The sequence below is a fragment of the Deinococcus sp. Leaf326 genome (assembly GCF_001424185.1).
Classification (GTDB): Bacteria; Deinococcota; Deinococci; order Deinococcales; family Deinococcaceae; genus Deinococcus.
Window position 1 is genome coordinate 298243 of sequence record NZ_LMOM01000001.1, and the last position, 18090, is coordinate 316332.

Below are 18090 nucleotides of genomic sequence, written 5' to 3' on the forward strand. Positions count from 1 at the left end.
GCGTCCATGCCGCTCTCGACCGATTCTCGGCAGAGCGGCCTTATGTGGCCGGGAACCAAGATAGACGTTACATTTCAGCGCGCGTCTCGCAAAGGAGAGTGGATTTCCAAAATGACTGTCTCACAACGGTTGCCCGCCCGCCGGTCCGCCACCCCACCGGGCGGCGTGGCCGGCATCATGCTGGCGGTGCTGGTGCTCGCGGTGCTGCTCGGCGGCGCGGCCCTGATCGGCTGGGGCCTGAGCCTGCTCGTGGCCCAGGCCGTGCCGGGCGCACCCCCCTACCTGATCCTGGTGTTCATCGTCGCGGCCCTGCTCATCCTGATGCCGGTGGTGGGACGGCTGGTGCCCTGGATCGCCAACTGGTACTACCTGTTTCCGGCCATCGTCTTTCTGGCGGCCTTCACCATCCTGCCCATCGTGCTGACGGTGAACTACGCCTTTACCAACTACAACGCCGTCAACAGCGGCAACCCCGACTCGGCGGCGCGCACGGCCGCGGCCCTGAGCAGTGACCGCCGCGTCGTGACGTTGCAGGAGACGCCGGACGCCGCCAGCGTGCGCGAGTACCTGCGCTGCCGCGCCGAGAGCTGTGCGGGCGACACCATCGTCCTCTTCGACGAGGAGGCCTCGGTGCCGGTGCGCGCCCGAATCGAGAGCGTGAACGCCAATACCGTGACCCTCGCCGCGCCGCTCCCCGGCACGCTGGTCGTCGCCAACGCCACGCGCCTGAACCGCATCAGCGGGGTGGGGCTGGCGAACTTCCAGGAGATCTTCGGCAAGGCCAGCCGCGCGCTGTGGCCGGTGTTTCTGTGGACGGTGGTGTTCGCCTTCGCCACGGTGGTGCTGAACGCCGTCGCCGGCCTGATCCTGGGCATCCTGCTGTACAACAAGCGCCTCAAGGGCCGCAACGTGTACCGCACGCTGCTCTTTCTCCCCTGGGCCATTCCGGCCGTCATCAGCGTGCAGATGTGGGTGGCGCTGTTCAACCAGCAGTTCGGCATCGTGAACAAGACGCTGGGCCTGCTGGGCATCACCGCGATTCCCTGGCTGGGCGACCCGCTGTGGGCCAAGGTCAGCATCCTGCTCGTGAACCTGTGGCTGGGCTTTCCGTACATGATGACGGCCACCATCAGCGCCCTGGCGACCATCAACGACGACCTCTATGAGGCCGCCAGCATCGACGGCGCGAGCCGAGTACAGCAGGTCCAGGCCATCACGCTGCCCCTCCTGCGCGCGAGCTTCACGCCCATCTTGCTCTCGGGTTTCGCGTTCAACTTCAACAACTTCGGCATCATCTACCTGCTCACCAAGGGCGGCCCGGCCCAGGAAGGCCGCGAGGCGACCGCGCAGAGCACCGACATCCTGCTGTCGTGGGGCTACAACACGGCCTTTTCCAGCGGGGGCGGCCAGAACTACGCCCTGGCGAGCGCCATCGCCTTGATCATCTTCTTCCTGACGCTCGCCATCTCGCTGGTCAACTTCCGGGCGGCCGGCGTATTCCAGGAGGCCCGCAAATGACCGCCCTGCCAGATTCACAGTTGCCCCCCGGCGGCTATGTCCACCGCGAACCCGGTCCGCTGCGCCGCGCCCTGCCCTGGCTTGTGGGGGCGGCGGTGATCGTGGGCCTCCTCGTGCTCGGCTACTTCCTGGCGCGCAGCCTCCAGGGCTCGCAGCGCAGCTTCACCATCTTCTTCGTCGAGGGCGGCTGGAAACGCTTCTTACTGTTCCTGCTGGCGGCGGCGGGCGTGCTGGCCCTGACCAGCCTGCTCGGCCAGAAGATCGGCGAGGCGCGCCTGCGGCGCAAGATCAGCTACGCGGCGGTGCTGGGCGACCAGCTCACCCACCTGTTCCTGATGCTGGTCGTGCTCATCGCGGTCTACCCGCTGTTCTACGTGCTCGTGGCGGCCTTCGACCCGCGCAACAGCCTGTTCGCCTTCCCCAACTTCAGCGACCCCAACCTCTTCTACAAGACCGGTCTGCTCCCCCGGCTGGACGTGCTGAGCTTCGAGAACTTCCGGCAGCTGTTCGAGGGCGTGACCGTGCCCCTGTGGCAGTTGCTGCTGGCCATCGTCGGCGGAGCGGCGCTGGCCGCGCTGGGCCTGCTGGCGCTGGCCGGACGGTTCGGGCGCGACAGCGAGGGCCTGACGCGCACGCGGGCCTGGGTCACGCGCATCCTGATCGTGGCGGTGGCGGCGCTCGTGCTGTTCGTGACTCCGGCGCAGTTCCAGGGGACGACCAACGAGAGCAAATTCCTGCTGTCGGTGCGCAATACCCTGTTCGTGTCGGGCGTGACGGGCGCGCTGGCGATCCTGCTCTCGACGACCGCCGGCTACGCGATGGCGCGGCTGCGCTTTCCGGGCCGCTTCCAGACCCTGCTGTTCTTCATCTTCATCCAGATGTTCCCGGTGTTTCTGGCGCTCGTGGCCGTGTACTCCCTGATGGTCACGCTGGGCCTGAGCAACACCTTCACCGGCCTGATCCTGGCGTACTCGGGCGGGGCCATCGCCTTCAACACCTGGATCTACAAGGGGTACGTCGAGTCGCTGCCCGAGTCGCTCGAAGAGGCCGCCATGGTGGACGGCGCGACCCGCTGGCAGACCTTCGTGCGCGTGGTGCTGCCGCTGTCGGGCGGCATCCTGGTCTTCATCTTCCTCAACCAGTTCATCGGCACCTACGCCGAGTACATCCTGTCGAGCGTCCTGCTCACCGGGGTGGACAAATGGACGGTGGGCATCATGCTCCAGTCGTTCACGCAGGGGCAGTTCAACACCAAGTGGGGCGTGTTCTCGGCCGCCGCCACGCTGGGCGCCCTGCCGATCATCGCGCTGTTCTACGGCTTCCAGGGCTACTTCGTGGGCGGCACGGTGTCGGGCGGCGTCAAGGAATAACGGCGCTGCACGACAAAAGAGGGCTCCCATCATAGGGAGCCCTCTTCGTTGGTCGGGGTGGACAGACGGATAGACCAGAGGCGGCCCCGGCCGGGGGTCACACCACCTGGGGCAACAGCTGGCGCAGCAGCGCCTGGAGGGCATAGGTGAACTCGTCCTCGAACAGCGACTCGCCGATCACGCGGCTCGGGGGATCGTGCGGCTGCTGGAGGCGCGGGCCGAGCTCGGCGACCTGATGCCAGCCCACCGACAGGGCGTAGAGGTGCATGATGAGCCGCGCCGAGGTCTCGGGCGGGTAGGGCAGCTCCTGCACGATGTCGCGCAGCACCTGCCACATCAGCTGCTGGGCCTGCCGGATCCAGGTCTGCGAGGCGTTGCGCTCGAGCACGGAGCCGTAGAGCAGCAGCAGGCGGCGCAGCGGCTGGGCCGACTCGTGCCCGCGCAGAAGCGCCTCAGTGAGAGCGTCGGGGGTGCGGGGACGCTCCTCGCGCAGCCGCAGGACGCAGTCGGCGGCCCAGCGCTGGAGGTGGCTGGTCAGGAGGGCGAGAAACAGTTCTTCCTTGGTGTCGAAATAGAGGTACAGGGTTCCTTTGGCCAGCCGGGCCTCGGCGGCCACCTGGCTCATGCTCAGTTCGCTGTAGGAGGCGGTGGACCACAGACGCTCGGCGGCGTCCAGGATCTCAGTACGGCGGCGTTTTTTCTCATCTGCATTACGGGCGCGCAGGGGTCTGGGGGTGTCGTCGGGCACAAAGGCGAGCATATGCCGCCTGTGGGAATACCGGCCATGAAAGGCTTCACGTCCGCGCTACACCCGGGGTCAGCATGAAGTTTTGCTGAAGACAGGCCACTTCCGGACTGGACTCAAAGTCGGTCCTCATGGAAGACCCATAGCATGCGCGCTATGCGTCTCTCGACCCTGAACTCCCAGCTCGCGCTGGGGGCCCTGCTGTGCGCCTCTGCCGGCTTCGCCCAGACTGCGCCCACCACCCCGGCCCCCGCTACCCCGGCTCAGGCCACGCCGGCCCAGACTGCTCCTGCCGCCCGCCCGACCAATCCCGCCTCGGGCGCAACCAACCGGGTAGCAAGCGCGGTCGCCGTAACGGTCAGCAAGGCGGTCTCGGGCCAGATCGTGGGCTGCCCCGCCGGCCTGAAGGTCAGCGCGCAGGCCGTGTGTCTCTACAGCAAGCAGGCGGCGGCGACCGTGCGCCCGGCGGTGCGCGGCGCGCTGGGGACCCTGGTCCTGGGCGACTGGAAGACCTCCGGGCAGGCCAGCAGCCTGCTGGTGCGTGCCAGTGCAGGCGGGCCCCTAGGCGCCTACGTGCTTCTCAGTCCTGTGACGGCCCAGGAGACCCTGCTCGTCGTGGACGCGGCGGCCCCCTCGGCGGCGGCCAGCAGCGCCAAACCCGCCGCACCGGCCGGCGTGGTCAAGGGTCAGCCCTACCTGCTGGGCCGCGACCTGACCGGTGTAGTCAACGTCGTGAGCCTGGGCGCCGGCAAGTTCCGCCTGAACGTGGCGGGCGAGACGGCCCTGACTGTGACGGCCGGCCAGAAAACCGCGCAGCGGGCAGGCGGCAACATCGAGCTCCCCCTGACCCCGGCGACCGACGGCAAGAACCTGATCTTCCCGGTCGCAGGTCTGCGCGCCCTGGGGTGCACGGTCAGCGACAACGCGGGCGGCCTGACCATTGCCTGCGGTCCGGACAGCATCGGCGTCAAGCCCATCGTCTTCTGAGTCCGGGTACCTACGCCAGTCCTGCGCCGGCCCCACCTTCATGCTCTCTTGACCCAGGGCGCGCAGGCTGGCGGCCGGGAACGGCGCGGCCCCCCTACGCGTAATGATGACCGAGGAGGAACACCATGAGTATTTTTGACCGACTGTCCCGACTGCTGCGCGCCAACGTCAACGACATGATTTCCCGCGCCGAGGACCCCGCCAAGATCATCGACCAGGCCCTGCGAGACATGCGCGCGGCCTACACCGATGCCCGCAGCGAAGTCGCCGAGGCGATGGCCCAGAACGCCAAACTCGAGCGCGAGGCCAACACCAACCGCACCCTGGCGTCCGAATACGAGGGCAAGGCCGAAGAAGCCCTGCGCGGCGGCAGCGAGGACCTCGCCCGCGAGGCGCTGCGCCGCTCGCAGAACCACAAGGACCTCGCCAAGGGCTTCGACGAGCAGCGGGCGCTCCAGACGAGCACCGTGGACCAGCTCAAGACCCAATTGCGCGCCCTGGAAGCCAAGATCGACGAGATGGAGTCGAAAAAGACCCTGCTCGCGGCCCGCCAGAAGACCGCGCAGGCCGGCGCCACCCTGGGCCGCGTCTCGGGCTTCGACAAGTCCGGCAGTGCCATGGACGCTTTCAACGACATGGAGCGCAAGGTGGCGGGCATGGAAGACCGCAACCAGGCGATGACAGAGCTGAGCACCGAGAACGACCTCGACGCGCAGCTGCGTGACCTGGGCCGCAACAAGGACATGGACGACGCCTTCGCGGCCCTCAAGGCCAAGGTTCAGGGCGACAAGAAGGACTGAGTCCGGCCTGAAGTGGGGGCCGGGACTGCGGGGATCTCTCCCCGCAGTTCCCGGCCCCCCTTCATACTTTTGGGTGCTGCGGGGCACATGCCGGGCGAGAATGCTGAGACAATGACCGGTATGACATTTTTCTCCGTTCGCCGCTTCCGGGCGCGGCACTGGGCCAGCGGGGGCCTGCTGCTGCTAGGGACGCTGCTGGGAGCCTGCGCGCCCCGCGCCGCCGCGCCCGTCCCGGTCGGTTCCAGCACGCCTGTGGGCAGCGTGTCCTTCTATCCCCAGGAAGCCGGCCTGAACTGGACCTATCTGGGTGAGGGCGAGGCGCCCGGCCAGCCCGCCTACACCCTGCGGGCGCTGGGCCCTACCCTGTTCCAGAGTCAGCCGGTCCTGGCCTCACAGCTCACCGGACGCGGCGCCGAACAGACGTGGTACCGCACGAGCAGCGCCGACGGCGTGCAGCTTCTGGGGTTCCGCAAGCCTGGCGTGACCGTCACCCTGAGCCCGGCGTGGCGCGAGGCTCCTCCCGAGACCGCGTGGCGCGTCGGCCTGAGCTGGGAAGGCACCAGCCAGATCACGGTGCTCAGCGACGACGGCAAGGAGCAGGCGCGCGGCAGCCTGCGCTACCGCTACGACGTGCAGGACCGCCGCGAGGTCCGGACCCCGGCGGGGACGTTCACCGTCTACGTGGTCACGCGCCAGATCAGCGACGACGTAGGCGGGCTGTTTCCGGCCACGCAGCAGTACTGGTTCGCGCCCTTCGTGGGCGAGGTCCGGACTCCTGAAGGACTCTTGCTCACGGGCCGCAACTTCGTGGCCAGAGGAGGTGGCCGGTGACGCCCGACCCCAAACCGACCAAGACCGCGCCGGCTCCCGCTCTCACCGCCCCGAGTGCCGCCCTCCCCGCCAGCCTCACACCGCTGCTTGACGGGGTGAACAGCCCCGACGACCTCAAGCTGCTCTCCCGTGACCAGTTACCCGAGCTGACCCAGGAGGTACGCGACGAGATCGTGCGGGTGTGCTCGCAGGGGGGGCTGCACCTCGCGTCCTCGCTGGGGGCCACCGACCTGATCGTGGCGCTGCACTACGTCCTGAACTCGCCGCGCGACCGCATCCTGTTCGACGTCGGGCATCAGGCCTACGCGCACAAGATTCTCACCGGCCGCCGCCACCAGATGTCGACCCTGAAAAAGGAGGGCGGCCTCTCGGGGTTCACCAAGGTCAGCGAGTCGCCGCACGACGCGATCACGGTGGGGCACGCCAGCACCAGCCTCGCCAACGCGCTGGGGATGGCGCTGGCGAGAGACGCCCAGGGACAGGACCACAAGGTCGTGGCCGTCATCGGGGACGGCTCGCTAACGGGCGGCATGGCTCTGGCAGCGCTGAACACCATCGGCGACATGAATCGCAAGATGCTCATCGTGCTCAACGACAACGAGATGAGCATCTCGGAGAACGTGGGCGCTATGAATAAGTTCATGCGCGGTCTCCAGGTACAGAAATGGTTTCAGGAGGGCGAAGGCGCCGGCAAGAAAGCGGTCGAGGCAGTCAGCAAGCCGCTCGCCAACTTCATGAGCCGCGCCAAGAGCAGCACCCGGCATTTCTTCGACCCTGCGAGCGTCAATCCCTTCGCGGCGATGGGTCTGCGCTACGTGGGGCCGGTGGACGGCCACAACGTGCAGGAACTCGTGTGGCTCTTCGAACGCCTGCTCGACCTCGACGGCCCGACCATCCTGCACGTGGTCACGCGCAAGGGCAAGGGCCTGAGCTACGCCGAGGCCGATCCCATCTACTGGCACGGTCCGGCCAAGTTCGACCCTGAGACCGGCGAATTCAAGCCCTCGGACGCCTACTCGTGGAGTGCAGCTTTCGGTGACGCCGTGACCGAGCTCGCCGCGAACGACCCACGCACCTTCGTCATCACCCCGGCCATGCGCGAGGGCAGCGGCCTCGTGGGCTACAGCAAGGCGCACCCGCACCGCTACCTCGACGTGGGGATCGCCGAGGAGGTCGCCGTGACGACCGCCGCCGGCATGGCCCTGCAGGGGCTGCGTCCCATTGTGGCGATCTACAGCAGCTTCTTGCAGCGCGCCTACGATCAGGTGCTGCACGACGTGGCCATCGAGAACCTGAACGTGACCTTCGCCATCGACCGCGCCGGGATCGTGGGCGCCGACGGCGCGACCCACAACGGCGTGTTCGACCTGAGCTACCTGCGCAGCATTCCGGGCCTGCATATCGGCCTGCCGCGCGACGCCGCCGAGCTGCGGGGCATGCTGAAGTACGCCCAGGAAAATCCCGGCCCATTCGCGGTCCGTTACCCGCGCGGCAACACCGAGCGCGTGCCCGAGGGCACCTGGCCCGACATCGTCTGGGGCAAGTGGGAGCGTCTGAAGGCAGGCGACGACGTGGTCATCCTGGCGGGGGGCAAAGCGCTGGACTACGCCCTGAAAGCAGCGGCAGGTCTGGACGGCGTGGGTGTGGTCAATGCCCGTTTCGTCAAGCCGCTCGACGAGGAGATGCTGCGCGAGATCGCCGGGACGGCGCGCGCCGTCGTGACGGTCGAGGACAACACGGTCGTCGGCGGCTTCGGCAGCGCGGTTCTGGAAACCCTGAACGCCCTGCGACTGAACGTGCCGGTGCGCGTGCTGGGCATTCCCGACGAGTTTCAGGAACACGCCACCGTCGAGAGCGTGCACGCCCGCGCGGGCATCGACACCCAGGCCATCCGCACGGTCCTGGCGGAGCTGGGCGTGGACGTGCCACTGGGCGTCTGAGCCCGTCGCGGGCAGGGGGGCAGGGGCTCCCCTGCTTCCCATCCGCTCAGTCGCTGCCCGGTTCGTCCGGCTCGGGCACGTCACAGCTCTCGCGGCTCACGAACTGCGAGAGCCGTTTGCGGTGGCGGCTGCTCCAGTCGATGGACGGGCGTTTCTGGTCCTCGGGCAGGTACCCCAGGCGGTAGACGGCCATGAGTTCGAGGTCCTCGGGCACACGCAGCAACTCGCGCACGGCCTGCCACTGGCGCGGAATCTCCATCGGGGTGCTCACGAACTGGATGCCCATACTCAGCTCGCCGACCGCGTTCCAGACGTTCTCGACAGCCGCCCCCAGCCCAAACGCGCTGTAGAAGCCCGACAGCTCGCCGGGACGGTACTCGGCGCGGTCGAGCAGGGCGGCGAGCAGCAGCGGGCTGCCGGCCACCAGCTTGCGGTTGTCCTCCCCCAATTTCCTGGGGACGCCGAGCTGGCGCATCACGCGCAGGCCCGTATCCGAGAACACCTGCCGCGTGAAGGGCTTGAGCGGCCCCGGCAGGTGGTCGATGTGAATGCCGTCGCGCCGCGCGTCCATCTCGGCCTCGGTGAAGCGGAAGTAGCGGCGGTAGCGCTCGAAAAACACGCCCGCGTCGATGAGTTCGGTCATACTCTCGCCGGAGATGCGGGCGACCTCCGCGATGGTCTGCGGGTTCTCGACGAGCACGAAACGCCAGGGCTGCGAGTTGAAGTGGCTGGGCGCGGCCTGCGCCACGCGCATGAGGAGGTGCTGGTGCTCGCGCGACACCGGGTCCGGCCGAAAAGGCCCGTTGGTGGTCCTGCGGGCAAGCATGCCGTCGAGAAGGTTCATTGCGCGCCCAGGCTAGCAGGCACGGGCCCCCCTCTGGAGGCTCCGGGGAACGGTGCCCACGGCCCGGCCCGGCAAACCCGACACCCCCTGACCGGAATTGGGTGCACAGTGGGCGCATGGACGCTCCCGCCTTCTATGCCTACCTGACCCGCGCCCGCCGTGAGCTGTGGGACATGCTGCGTGCGCTGCCTGACGAGGAAGTCTCGCGGGGCGTCATACCGACGGAGGGCGCGCGCTGCCTCAAGGACCTCGCCATGCACGTCGCAGTGGTCGAGGACGGCTGGTTCCGGGGCGACCTGCTGGGGCAGCCGCTGGTCCTCGACGGCTTCGGCTGGCCCGAACCGGCCTCGGCCGACGAGTACTGGCACCACGGAGATAAACCGTTGGAAACCGTACTGGCCTACTGGGAGGCGGTCGAGGCGGCGACCCTGGCCGGGTGGCCCGAGCTGTTGGAGGTGGCCGCCTCCGACCGGCGGATTCCGGTGGACGAGAGCCGCCCGGAGACGCTCGCGGCCGACGAGGTGCTGTGGCACGTCATGCAGCATGAGGTGCGGCACACGGCCCAGATGGTGCAGATGCTCCGGCTGCTGGGGCACAAGCCGCCCTCGCTCGACCTAGTATTCCTCACGGCGCGCTAGGCCGCCCCCCACGCTCCCAGCCCGAAAGCCACCGCGCAGGCCAGGGCCAGCCGCCAGTGGGCCGGGGACCCCGGACGCGGGCGCGGCATGGCGAGCAGCAGCGCGAGCGCGGGCAGCAGCGCCCACCAGCGCCGGCCCGCCAGCGCCGCCAGCCCGCCAGACACGAACACACCCGCGCACACGGCAAAAAACAGCGCGTGATGCGGCCAGCGCGCCCGGCCCCGGCCATAGCCCAGTTGCAGCGACACCCCCAGCCCCATGAGCAGGGTCAGCAGCAGTCCCGTGACGAGCAGGGCCGCGCCGGCCACACTCACGGATCCGGCTCCTCTTCGAGCCGGGCCGTAACGCGCTGCTCGATCTGGCCCAGGCGGCGGGTGCTTGAGTCGCCCGCAACCACCACGGCGACCCCCACCGCCAGGGCGGCCGAGAGCGCGTGTAGCCGCAGGGGATCGAGGTCGGTGGGTCCCAGCAGCGCCGCCAAGCCGGCGCCCAGCAGCAGCGCCCACAGGCTGCGATCGGCGCGGCGCTCGGTGAGGCGCAGGGTGGTCCAGCGCAAGAAGGCCAGCGTGGCGAGAGCGCCCGCCAGCGGCCACGCCACGAACTGCTGCAGGGTCGCCGCCTGCTGCGCCGAGGCGCTGCTGATGCTGTGGCCCGCCCCTACACTGAGCATGACCACCGACAGCGTGAAGGGAAAGTGCCCGTACAGCCACGCCAGCATGGTGTTTACCCGCCCCTGGAGGTGCGCGCCGAGGAGCGGCAGGCTGCGCGCCTGATCGAAGTACAGCCGCCACAACGCCACGGCCAGGATGATGGCGCACAGCGCGGGCAGCAGCGTGGCGACGCTCAGGCGCTGCTGCCGGGCGCCGCCCACCACCTCGGTCACGATCTCGCCGAGCGCGATGATCTGGAGCAGGCCCACCCGCTCGGGCAGGTGGCCTGCATGTGGCAGGGCCGCGCGGCCTGCGTCGCGCGCCAGGACCGGCGTCAGGACTTCGAGCAGCAGGGCAAAGGTCCAGGCCAGCAGCTGTGCGCCGCCGCCCCACGGCAAAAGGGCCGAGGCGCACCACACGAGCGACGAGAGGCCGGTCGCCAGCCCCAGTCGCCGCGCGAACCCCCGCAGTTCGGGCGACTGGCGCGCCACCCACAGGTGCAGCCCCGCCTGAATGGCCCGGTTGATCCCGAAGGCCAGCGCGAAGAACCCGGCGATGTCGCTCAGGTCCCCGCGCAGCGTCAGGGCGATCATGCCCATCGAAACCAGCTCGCCCAGGGTGCCCCAGCGGTACAGGCGCCCAGCGTTGCCGTACCGCGCGGCGTAGGTCGTGTTGCCGGACCACGCCCACCACACCGCCGCGAACAGCAGCGTGAACTCCGCGACGTTCTCGAAGGTCGGCGCGCTCCCCAACCGCTTGGCGAGCTGGTCGAAGGCCACTACGAACACGAGGTCGAAAAACAGTTCGAGCCAGCTGACCTTCTGTTCCTCGGCGGCGTCTGTGCGGGCCGCTGCCGCCTCCAGTTCGCCGGCCACCCCGTGACCCGGGCCGCCGGGCGGCTGGCCGGCGCCGCGTTCGAGGTCGACGGTGTCCCCCACCGAGGGGTCCAGCCCCGAGGTCCCCGCTCCCGGCCGCCGGTCACTCAGGGGCGGGCCACCCCTCACCTCAGTTTGCCGAGCGACTTGCGGATCAGGGCGTCGGCGGTCTGCGCCGGGTCGGCGGCCAGCAGCTCGGACACGGCCGAGCGCACCTGTGCCTCGCGGAACCCCAGCGCCAGCAGCGCGTCCACCGCGTCGCGCCCGGCGGTGCTGTCCACCTGGGCCGGCCGCGCGCCGCCGGCCACCGCCCCGGCCGCGAGGTGCTCGGGCACCTTGTTCTGGAGTTCGAGCACCAGGCGCTCGGCCGTCTTCTTGCCCACGCCCGACACGCTGGAGAGCAGTTTCACGTCGCCCGAGAGCAGGCCCTGCGCCACCGCCGAGGGCGGCAGGGCCGAGAGCAGGGCGAGCCCGAGCTTGGGCCCCACCCCCGACACTCCGGTGAGCAGATCGAAAAGTTTGAGACTGTCGGCGTCGGAAAAGCCGAACAGGAGCTGGGCGTCCTCACGCACCACGAAGCGGGTGCTGAGTTCGGCGATTTCTCCCACCTTCAGGCGGCCCAGGGTGCTGGCCGGGCACTGCACTTCGTAGCCCACGCCGCCCGCCACGACGACGGCGCTCCCCTCTCGTACCTCTCGCACCATGCCGGACAGGTAAGCAATCATGTGGGCCGATTCTAGGGGCTGAGGTGGCCGTAACCTCGGGCGGCATTGACAATCGGGCGGGCTCGGGGCCAGGGTGACCCATGACCCCGCCCGACCTGCGCCTCGCCCGGCCCGACGACCGCGACGCCCTGTACCGCATCTGTCTACTGACGGCCGACAGCGGCGAGGACGGCACGGCGATGTACCGGGACCCCGAACTGGTCGGGCACGTCTACGCCGGGCCGTACCTGGCCGGGCAGCCGGACCTGACCTTCGTGCTGGAGGACGCCGGAGGCGTGTGCGGCTACGTGCTGGGCGCGCAGGACACGCGGGCCTTCGGGGCGTGGGAGGAGCGGGAATGGTGGCCGGACCTGCGGCGGCGCTCTCCCGACCCGGCCGGAATTCCGGCCGCGCGGCGCAGCCCCGACGAGCGGCTCGCCTTCCTGATCCACCATCCGCCACAGATGCCAGCGGAGGTACTGGACCGCTATCCCTCGCACCTGCACATCGACCTGCTACCGCGTGCCCAGGGCGGGGGCAATGGCCGACGGCTGCTGGAAAAGCTGTTTGCGGCGCTGCGGGAAGGCGGTTCGCCGGGCGTCCACCTGGGGGTGGGCATCAAGAACGTGCGCGCACAGGGGTTCTACCGGCACCTCGGCTTCACGGAGCTGCGCCGCGAGAACGGAGGCGCGCTGCTGGGGCTGCGGCTATAGCGGGGGCCAGGACCGCCAATGACCGACCCAGGGCGAAGAGGGCTGTTGTCGGCCGCCGGAGACGTCAGACACCTCCAGCCCTACCGGGAGGATTTTCCGTATTCTGGAGGGGTTGCCCGGCCTGCCTCCCATCAGGGTATGGCCGGGAAGGGAGCGCACATGACGAGCAGTCCGGTACAGCACAGCAGCCTAGAGCAGGGCATCGAATTTTTCATCACCACCGCCATCGACTACGCCAACGGGGCGCCGCATATTGGGCACGTCTACGAGAAGATCCTCGGGGACGCCATCGCGCGCTACCAGCGCCTCGCCGGACGCGACGTAACCTTCGTCATGGGCACCGACGAGCACGGCGAAAAGATCAGCAAGGCCGCCGCGAAGGGCGGCGTGACCCCGCAGCAGCTCGTGGACGACCTCTCTAACCGCGCCTTCCAGGGACTGTGGAAGCGGCTGGAGATCAGCTACGACGCCTTCATCCGCACGACCTCGCCCCGGCACAAGCAGTTCGTGCAAGAAGTCTTGCAGCGGGTCTACGACGCCGAGGACATCTACTTTGCCGAGTACGAGGGCCTGTACTCGGTGGGCGCCGAGCGCTACGTCACCGAGAAGGAACTCGTGGAGGGACAGGACGGCGTGCGCCGCTACCCCGGCGACAAGGACCCACCCGAGCTGCGGCGCGAGGCCAACTACTTTTTCCGCATGGAGAAGTACCAGGCCTGGCTGCTGGAGACGCTGCGCGCCCAGCCCGAGCTGATTCAGCCGGCCGGCTACCGCAACGAGGTGCTGGAGATGCTCAAGGAGCCCATCGGGGACCTCAGCATCAGCCGCCCGAAAAACCGGGTGCCCTGGGGTATCGAACTGCCCTGGGACCCGGACCACGTGACCTACGTGTGGTTCGACGCGCTCCTGAGCTACCTCACCCCCACGGTCAGCCAGGGCCGCGATCCGGCGACGGTCAGCGGGCTGGCGTGGCACGTGATCGGCAAGGACATCCTCAAGCCGCACGCGGTGTTCTGGCCGACCATGCTGCGCGCCGCCGGACTGCCGCTGTACCGCCGCCTGGTGGTGCACAGCCACATCCTGGCCGAGGACGGGCGCAAGATGGGCAAGTCGCTGGGCAACGCCATCGACCCCGAGAAGCTCGTCTCGGAGTACCCGGTAGACGCCATCCGTTACGCAATGCTGCGCGAGGCGACCCTGAGTGCCGACAGTCCCTTCGGCGAAGGCATCCTGATCTCGCGCCTGAACAGCGACCTCGCCAACGACCTGGGCAACCTGCTGTCGCGCACCCTGAGCATGATCGAGAAGTACCGGGGCGGCGTGATCCCGGTCCCCGGCGAGCTGGCCGAGCGTGAGAAGGCGATAGAGGCGGCGGCCCTGGCCTTGCCCGGCGAGGTCCTGCGGCTGGTCGACGAGCTGAAGGTGAACATGGCCATTGAGGCCGCCATGAACTTCGTGCGCGACCTGAACCGCTACATCGCCGAGAGTGCACCCTGGAACCTCGCCAAGTCGCCGGAGACGCAGGGCCGCCTGGACACCGTGCTGCACACTGCCGCCGAGGGCCTGCGCGTAGCGAGCGTGGCGCTCGAAGCCGTGATTCCGGCCAAGGCGCGCGAGCTGCGTGCCCAGCTCGGCCTGGGCCGGCAGGGCTACCCTCTGCGCGCCGCCTGGGGCCTGATTCCGGCCGGTACCCGCATTCAGCCCGGCAGCGTGCTGTTCCCCAAACCCGAACCCCGGACCGAGGCGACCCCCGCTCCCGCCGCCCCGAAAAAAGAGAAGAAAGCCATGACCCAGACCCAGGACGTTCAGCCATCCACCGAAGCCCCCACGACGCAGCCCGCCGCGCCCACCCAGGCCAGCGACACCCCGGCCGAGACGCAGGCCCTGATCTCCATTGACGACTTCGCGCGCATCGACCTGCGGATCGCGGAAGTGGTGGCCTGCGAAGCCGTGCCCAAGGCCGACAAGCTGCTCAAGCTGACGGTGAAACTGGGCGACGAGACCCGCACGGTCGTCAGCGGCATCCGCAAGTGGTACGAACCCGAAGCTCTGGTGGGCCGCAAGGTCGTGCTCGTCGCCAACCTCAAGCCGGCCAAGCTGCGCGGCATCGAGTCGCAGGGCATGATCCTGGCCGCCGAGGACGAATCGGGCAACCTCGACCTCGTGGGCACGGGGCTGGACCTGCCGAGCGGCACGAAGGTCCGGTAACGGCGCGCCGGCTACCGCCGAGGACGACTCAGGCCCCCTCCCCCGCCGGGTGGGGGCCTTTTCTTTCGGATGACCTCCACCCGGCAGGGCGCGCACTACACTGCCCCCATGCCGTTCGTGATCGTTTCCGGGCTTTCGGGCAGTGGCAAGAGCACCGTGCTGCGGACCCTGGAGGACGCCGGATTTTTTATTACCGACAACCTGCCGCCCGAGCTGTGGGGGGCCATGCACGACCTCGTGCGGGCGCGCGGCCTGAGCCGCGTGGCGGTGAGCACCGACGCGCGCACCCGCGACTTCCTGGCCTCGCTGGAATCGAGCTACGAGCGGCTCTCGCGCCGGCGCGAGGACCTGCAGGTGCTGTTTCTGGAGGCGACGGCCGAGGTGCTGCTCCAGCGCTACAACCTCAGCCGCCGCGAGCACCCGCTGGGCGAGAACCTGATGCTGGACTTCTCGCGCGAACGCGAGCTGCTCGCGCCGCTGCGCGCGATTGCCGACACGGTGATCGACACGACCAAACTCAGCGCGCCCGAGCTGTCGCGCCGGGTGATGGAGCTTTACCGTCTGGAACAGGACTTTTCGCTGCGGCTGCTGAGCTTCGGGTTCAAGCACGCGCCGCCGCGCGACGCCGACCTCGTCCTCGACGTACGAACGCTGCCCAATCCCTACTACGACCCCGAGCTCCGGCCCCGCAGCGGGCGCCGGCCCGAGGTGGCCGCCTACGTCTTTCAGGACGCTTCCAGCGAGGCCTTCTACGACGAGCTCCGGGGGTTCGTGCGCAGCGCCGCCGAGCGGGCGCAGGCCTCGGGCCGCCGGGGCTATACGGTGGCGGTCGGGTGCACGGGGGGGCAGCACCGCAGCGTGGCCGTGACCGAGCGCCTGCGCGGCGACCTGGCCGACCTGCACGCCGAGATCACCGAGCACCGCGACATGCACGAGCCGGAAGGCCTGTGAACCGGCCCACCGGGCGGGCCGGGGCGTGAGCCTGTCGCCGCCCCCGGAACCGGCCCCGCACGAGGACCCGGCCCTGCCCTCGCGGCTGGACCGGGCCACCCAGCGTGGTCAGGCAGCGCAGCGCCGCGCCCGGATGTGGCTGGAACCGGGCATCGGGGTCAAGCGCTGGCTGGTGCTGTTCGCCGCCTGCACCCTGGTCGGCGCAGTGGGGTTCCTGCACTTCACCTGGACGGGGCCGCTGCACTTTTTCGCCACGCGCTGGATCCTGTACCTCAATAATTTCACCAGTCCGGAGATCATGCCGCTGTACGTGGTGGGCATCGCGGTGATGGCGCTCGCGCTGCTTGGGGCCTTCACCTCCATCGTCATGCTCAACCGCAGCATGTTGCGCGGCACCGGCACGGCGCCCGAGACGGCCGTGGACCTGCTCTACGAGCGCCGCACCCTCGCGCGCGGGGCGAAGGTGGTCGCGGTGGGCGGCGGCACCGGCCTATCGAATCTCCTGAGCGGCTTGAAGGTGCACACGCGCAACATCACGGCGGTGGTCACGGTGGCCGACGACGGCGGCTCGTCGGGCCGGCTGCGGCAGTCGCTGGACATGGTGGCGCCCGGCGACCTCACCGACTGCTACGCGGCGCTCTCAGATAGCCCGGTACTCGCGCGGCTGCTGCTGCACCGGTTCGGACGCGGCGAAGGCCTCGAGGGCCACACCTTCGGCAACCTGCTGCTCGCCACCCTCAGCGAGGAGCAGGGTGGACTGGGCACCGCCATGCAGGATATCCACGACGTGCTGCGGGTGCGCGGCGCGGTGTTTCCGGCGACCACCCAGCCCACTACACTCGTCGCGCAGCTCGACGACGGGCGGGAGATCCGGGGCGAGAGCCAGTTCGCCTCTCTCGTGGACCCCTCGCGCATCCGCCGGGTCCAGCTTGACCCACCGGGCGTGCCCGCGCTGCCGCAGGTCCTCGAAGCCATCCGCGACGCCGAGCTCATCGTCCTGGGGCCGGGCAGCCTCTATACCAGCATCATTCCGGTCCTGCTGGTGCCGGAGATCTCACAGGCCATCCGCGATTCGGCCGCGCCCGTCCTGTACGTGGCCAGCCTGATGACCGAGCCCGGAGAGACCACCGGCCTGACGCTGGAGGGTCACGTTCACGCCGTGGTGGGGCACCTGGGCCGTATGCCCGACTGGGTGCTCATGAACAGCGCGCCCATCCCGGCCGACGTGCGCGAACGCTACCGCGCCGAGGGGGCCGAGGTCCTGACCCTCGACGGGGCCAGCCGCGACCTGAAGGAGCGGGTCCGCTACGCCCCACTGCTTCAGCCGGGCGCGGCCCGCCACGACCCAGCCGCACTGGCGAGTGCCATCGTGGGCCTCACCATCCGGCAGCGTTAGGACGCGCGAGGCGGCGCCTCAGAACCAGCTCGCCGTGCAGGTGCCCAGACGGACGTCGTTGGAGACCAGGGTGCCCCGGAAGGTCTGGCCGCCGGGTTCGGGATCGGCCACGCGGCACTCGTAGTCGGTGCCGCCGTCGTTCCAATAGAACAGTAGGGCGCTGCCCGTGGTGTTCAGGGCCACGGCTGCCTTCGAATCTCCGCGTCCCTGCTCGGCGGCGTTCAGGTCCGCGAGGCCGAGGTTGCTATAGATCCCGGGGCGCGCGTTGACAACCTGCGGCAGCGCGATGGTCACACTCGACCCCAGCAGGCGGCCCATCCCTTCGACCCGCCAGGTCTGCCCGGCGGCCAGCGGCGCCGAGGGCGAGGGAGCCTGACCGGCACGCTCAAGCAGGGTGGGCGAGCAGGCCGCCAGAAGCAGGGGCAGAGCCAGGGGCAACAGCTTGTTCATGGCCCGACTCTACGGGCTGGGGGCAGACCGGACATGACGGATTCTTAAGAAAAGGAGCGCACGCCGCCTCCCTGCAGGCTTATCCTGCGGGCATGGGATTCGTCATTCGTCTGCTGGTCAGTGCGCTGGCACTGTACCTGCTGACCCAGGTCTACAGCGGCGTGTATTTCGTGCCGGGCAGCGGTGCGGGCTCGGTCGTCATCGCGGCTCTGGTCATGGGCGTGGTCAACGCGCTCATCCGTCCCGTGCTGCTGCTGCTCTCGCTGCCGGTCAACGTGCTCACGCTGGGCCTGTTCACCCTGATCGTCAACGGCGTGGTGCTGTGGCTCGTCGCGGCCCTCACGGCCCTGAACGTCGCGGGATTCGGCGCGGCTGTGATCGGCGCCCTCATCCTCACGCTCATCTCGTGGGTGCTGGACGCGGCGGTCGGCGCGCTGGGGCTGGACGGCCGCCGTGGCTGAGGTCCTTAC

At 69.2% G+C, this 18090-nt stretch carries 18 protein-coding genes; 12 read left to right on the forward strand and 6 right to left on the reverse strand.

Translation table 11 applies throughout. The features are described from left to right. Positions 1-111 precede the first annotated feature (111 nt). Complete coding sequence (locus tag ASF71_RS01550; protein WP_056293814.1) at positions 112-1518, forward strand: ABC transporter permease subunit; 1407 nt, start codon at positions 112-114, stop codon at positions 1516-1518. Beyond that, positions 1515-2888 carry a sugar ABC transporter permease gene (locus ASF71_RS01555; protein WP_082505305.1) on the forward strand — a complete coding sequence of 458 codons (1374 nt, stop codon included), beginning with the start codon at positions 1515-1517 and terminating at the stop codon, positions 2886-2888. Before ASF71_RS01550 ends, ASF71_RS01555 begins: the two co-directional genes overlap by 4 nt. Positions 2889-2985: 97 nt before the next feature. On the opposite strand, the gene ASF71_RS01560 is transcribed toward ASF71_RS01555, so the two are convergent. Next, positions 2986-3636 (reverse strand): TetR/AcrR family transcriptional regulator, encoded by a 651-nt coding sequence (locus ASF71_RS01560; RefSeq protein ID WP_235514077.1) that lies wholly within the window; start codon positions 3634-3636, stop codon positions 2986-2988. A gap of 153 nt (positions 3637-3789) precedes the next feature. Between ASF71_RS01560 and ASF71_RS01565 the strand changes: the two genes are divergently transcribed. The 4 genes from ASF71_RS01565 to dxs all read left to right on the forward strand — a co-directional run bounded on the left by ASF71_RS01565 (position 3790) and on the right by dxs (position 8191). Further along, the gene (locus ASF71_RS01565; RefSeq protein ID WP_369814942.1) at positions 3790-4620 is read left to right on the forward strand and encodes a hypothetical protein; all 831 of its coding nucleotides are present in this window, start codon (positions 3790-3792) and stop codon (positions 4618-4620) included. Positions 4621-4745: 125 nt separating this feature from the next. After that, positions 4746-5420 carry a PspA/IM30 family protein gene (locus ASF71_RS01570; protein WP_056293822.1) on the forward strand — a complete coding sequence of 225 codons (675 nt, stop codon included), beginning with the start codon at positions 4746-4748 and terminating at the stop codon, positions 5418-5420. Between the two features lie 120 nt (positions 5421-5540). Continuing rightward, positions 5541-6251, forward strand: coding sequence for a hypothetical protein (locus ASF71_RS01575; RefSeq protein WP_056293826.1), 711 nt, complete (start codon positions 5541-5543; stop codon positions 6249-6251). 83 nt (positions 6252-6334) lie between these two features. After that, complete coding sequence (gene dxs / locus ASF71_RS01580) at positions 6335-8191, forward strand: 1-deoxy-D-xylulose-5-phosphate synthase (RefSeq protein WP_056295053.1); 1857 nt, start codon at positions 6335-6337, stop codon at positions 8189-8191. A gap of 46 nt (positions 8192-8237) precedes the next feature. On the opposite strand, the gene ASF71_RS01585 is transcribed toward dxs, so the two are convergent. Then, entirely contained in the window at positions 8238-9035 is a 798-nt protein-coding gene (locus tag ASF71_RS01585) for a nitroreductase family protein (protein WP_056293829.1), read from the reverse strand. 116 nt (positions 9036-9151) lie between these two features. Here ASF71_RS01585 and ASF71_RS01590 point away from each other — a divergent pair, with 116 nt between their 5' ends. Continuing rightward, positions 9152-9673, forward strand: coding sequence for a DinB family protein (locus tag ASF71_RS01590; RefSeq protein WP_056293832.1), 522 nt, complete (start codon positions 9152-9154; stop codon positions 9671-9673). On the opposite strand, the gene ASF71_RS01595 is transcribed toward ASF71_RS01590, so the two are convergent. The 3 genes from ASF71_RS01595 to ruvA are packed head-to-tail and all read right to left on the reverse strand — an operon-like array spanning position 9670 to position 11923. Further along, entirely contained in the window at positions 9670-9987 is a 318-nt protein-coding gene (locus ASF71_RS01595) for a hypothetical protein (protein WP_056293835.1), read from the reverse strand. The genes ASF71_RS01590 and ASF71_RS01595 overlap by 4 nt on opposite strands. Further along, positions 9984-11327, reverse strand: a complete 1344-nt coding sequence (locus ASF71_RS01600; protein WP_235514078.1) for a low temperature requirement protein A — start codon at positions 11325-11327, stop codon at positions 9984-9986. Before ASF71_RS01600 ends, ASF71_RS01595 begins: the two co-directional genes overlap by 4 nt. After that, positions 11324-11923: a Holliday junction branch migration protein RuvA gene (gene ruvA / locus ASF71_RS01605; protein ID WP_056293837.1), complete on the reverse strand. Its 600-nt coding sequence runs from the start codon at positions 11921-11923 to the stop codon at positions 11324-11326. Before ruvA ends, ASF71_RS01600 begins: the two co-directional genes overlap by 4 nt. Positions 11924-12003: 80 nt before the next feature. Here ruvA and ASF71_RS01610 point away from each other — a divergent pair, with 80 nt between their 5' ends. The 4 genes from ASF71_RS01610 (at position 12004) to yvcK (ending at position 17170) form a co-directional block, all read left to right on the forward strand. Further along, a complete protein-coding gene (locus tag ASF71_RS01610) occupies positions 12004-12615 on the forward strand; it encodes a GNAT family N-acetyltransferase (RefSeq protein WP_056293841.1) in 612 nt (203 codons plus the stop codon). 159 nt (positions 12616-12774) lie between these two features. Beyond that, positions 12775-14823 (forward strand): methionine--tRNA ligase, encoded by a 2049-nt coding sequence (gene metG, locus ASF71_RS01615; protein ID WP_056295060.1) that lies wholly within the window; start codon positions 12775-12777, stop codon positions 14821-14823. Positions 14824-14931: 108 nt separating this feature from the next. Continuing rightward, entirely contained in the window at positions 14932-15774 is an 843-nt protein-coding gene (gene rapZ, locus ASF71_RS01620; protein ID WP_056295064.1) for an RNase adapter RapZ, read from the forward strand. Between the two features lie 133 nt (positions 15775-15907). Then, positions 15908-17170 (forward strand): YvcK family protein, encoded by a 1263-nt coding sequence (yvcK, locus tag ASF71_RS01625; protein ID WP_056295066.1) that lies wholly within the window; start codon positions 15908-15910, stop codon positions 17168-17170. An 18-nt stretch (positions 17171-17188) separates the two neighbouring features. Here yvcK and ASF71_RS01630 read toward each other — a convergent pair whose 3' ends face one another. Then, a complete protein-coding gene (locus ASF71_RS01630) occupies positions 17189-17620 on the reverse strand; it encodes a hypothetical protein (RefSeq protein ID WP_056293845.1) in 432 nt (143 codons plus the stop codon). Between the two features lie 92 nt (positions 17621-17712). Here ASF71_RS01630 and ASF71_RS01635 point away from each other — a divergent pair, with 92 nt between their 5' ends. After that, complete coding sequence (locus ASF71_RS01635; protein WP_056293847.1) at positions 17713-18081, forward strand: phage holin family protein; 369 nt, start codon at positions 17713-17715, stop codon at positions 18079-18081. Positions 18082-18090: the final 9 nt, after the last annotated feature.

What these genes read in the sequence shown, in the direction of transcription:
- ASF71_RS01550 (WP_056293814.1), top strand. Translation starts at nt 112, where the DNA reads ATGACTGTCTCACAACGGTTGCCCGCCCGCCGGTCCGCCACCCCACCG.
- ASF71_RS01555 (WP_082505305.1), top strand. Translation starts at nt 1,515, where the DNA reads ATGACCGCCCTGCCAGATTCACAGTTGCCCCCCGGCGGCTATGTCCAC.
- ASF71_RS01565 (WP_369814942.1), top strand. Translation starts at nt 3,790, where the DNA reads ATGCGTCTCTCGACCCTGAACTCCCAGCTCGCGCTGGGGGCCCTGCTG.
- ASF71_RS01570 (WP_056293822.1), top strand. Translation starts at nt 4,746, where the DNA reads ATGAGTATTTTTGACCGACTGTCCCGACTGCTGCGCGCCAACGTCAAC.
- ASF71_RS01575 (WP_056293826.1), top strand. Translation starts at nt 5,541, where the DNA reads ATGACATTTTTCTCCGTTCGCCGCTTCCGGGCGCGGCACTGGGCCAGC.
- ASF71_RS01585 (WP_056293829.1), bottom strand. Translation starts at nt 9,035, where the DNA reads ATGAACCTTCTCGACGGCATGCTTGCCCGCAGGACCACCAACGGGCCT.
- ASF71_RS01590 (WP_056293832.1), top strand. Translation starts at nt 9,152, where the DNA reads ATGGACGCTCCCGCCTTCTATGCCTACCTGACCCGCGCCCGCCGTGAG.
- ruvA (WP_056293837.1), bottom strand. Translation starts at nt 11,923, where the DNA reads ATGATTGCTTACCTGTCCGGCATGGTGCGAGAGGTACGAGAGGGGAGC.
- ASF71_RS01610 (WP_056293841.1), top strand. Translation starts at nt 12,004, where the DNA reads ATGACCCCGCCCGACCTGCGCCTCGCCCGGCCCGACGACCGCGACGCC.
- metG (WP_056295060.1), top strand. Translation starts at nt 12,775, where the DNA reads ATGACGAGCAGTCCGGTACAGCACAGCAGCCTAGAGCAGGGCATCGAA.
- rapZ (WP_056295064.1), top strand. Translation starts at nt 14,932, where the DNA reads ATGCCGTTCGTGATCGTTTCCGGGCTTTCGGGCAGTGGCAAGAGCACC.
- yvcK (WP_056295066.1), top strand. Translation starts at nt 15,908, where the DNA reads ATGTGGCTGGAACCGGGCATCGGGGTCAAGCGCTGGCTGGTGCTGTTC.
- ASF71_RS01630 (WP_056293845.1), bottom strand. Translation starts at nt 17,620, where the DNA reads ATGAACAAGCTGTTGCCCCTGGCTCTGCCCCTGCTTCTGGCGGCCTGC.
- ASF71_RS01635 (WP_056293847.1), top strand. Translation starts at nt 17,713, where the DNA reads ATGGGATTCGTCATTCGTCTGCTGGTCAGTGCGCTGGCACTGTACCTG.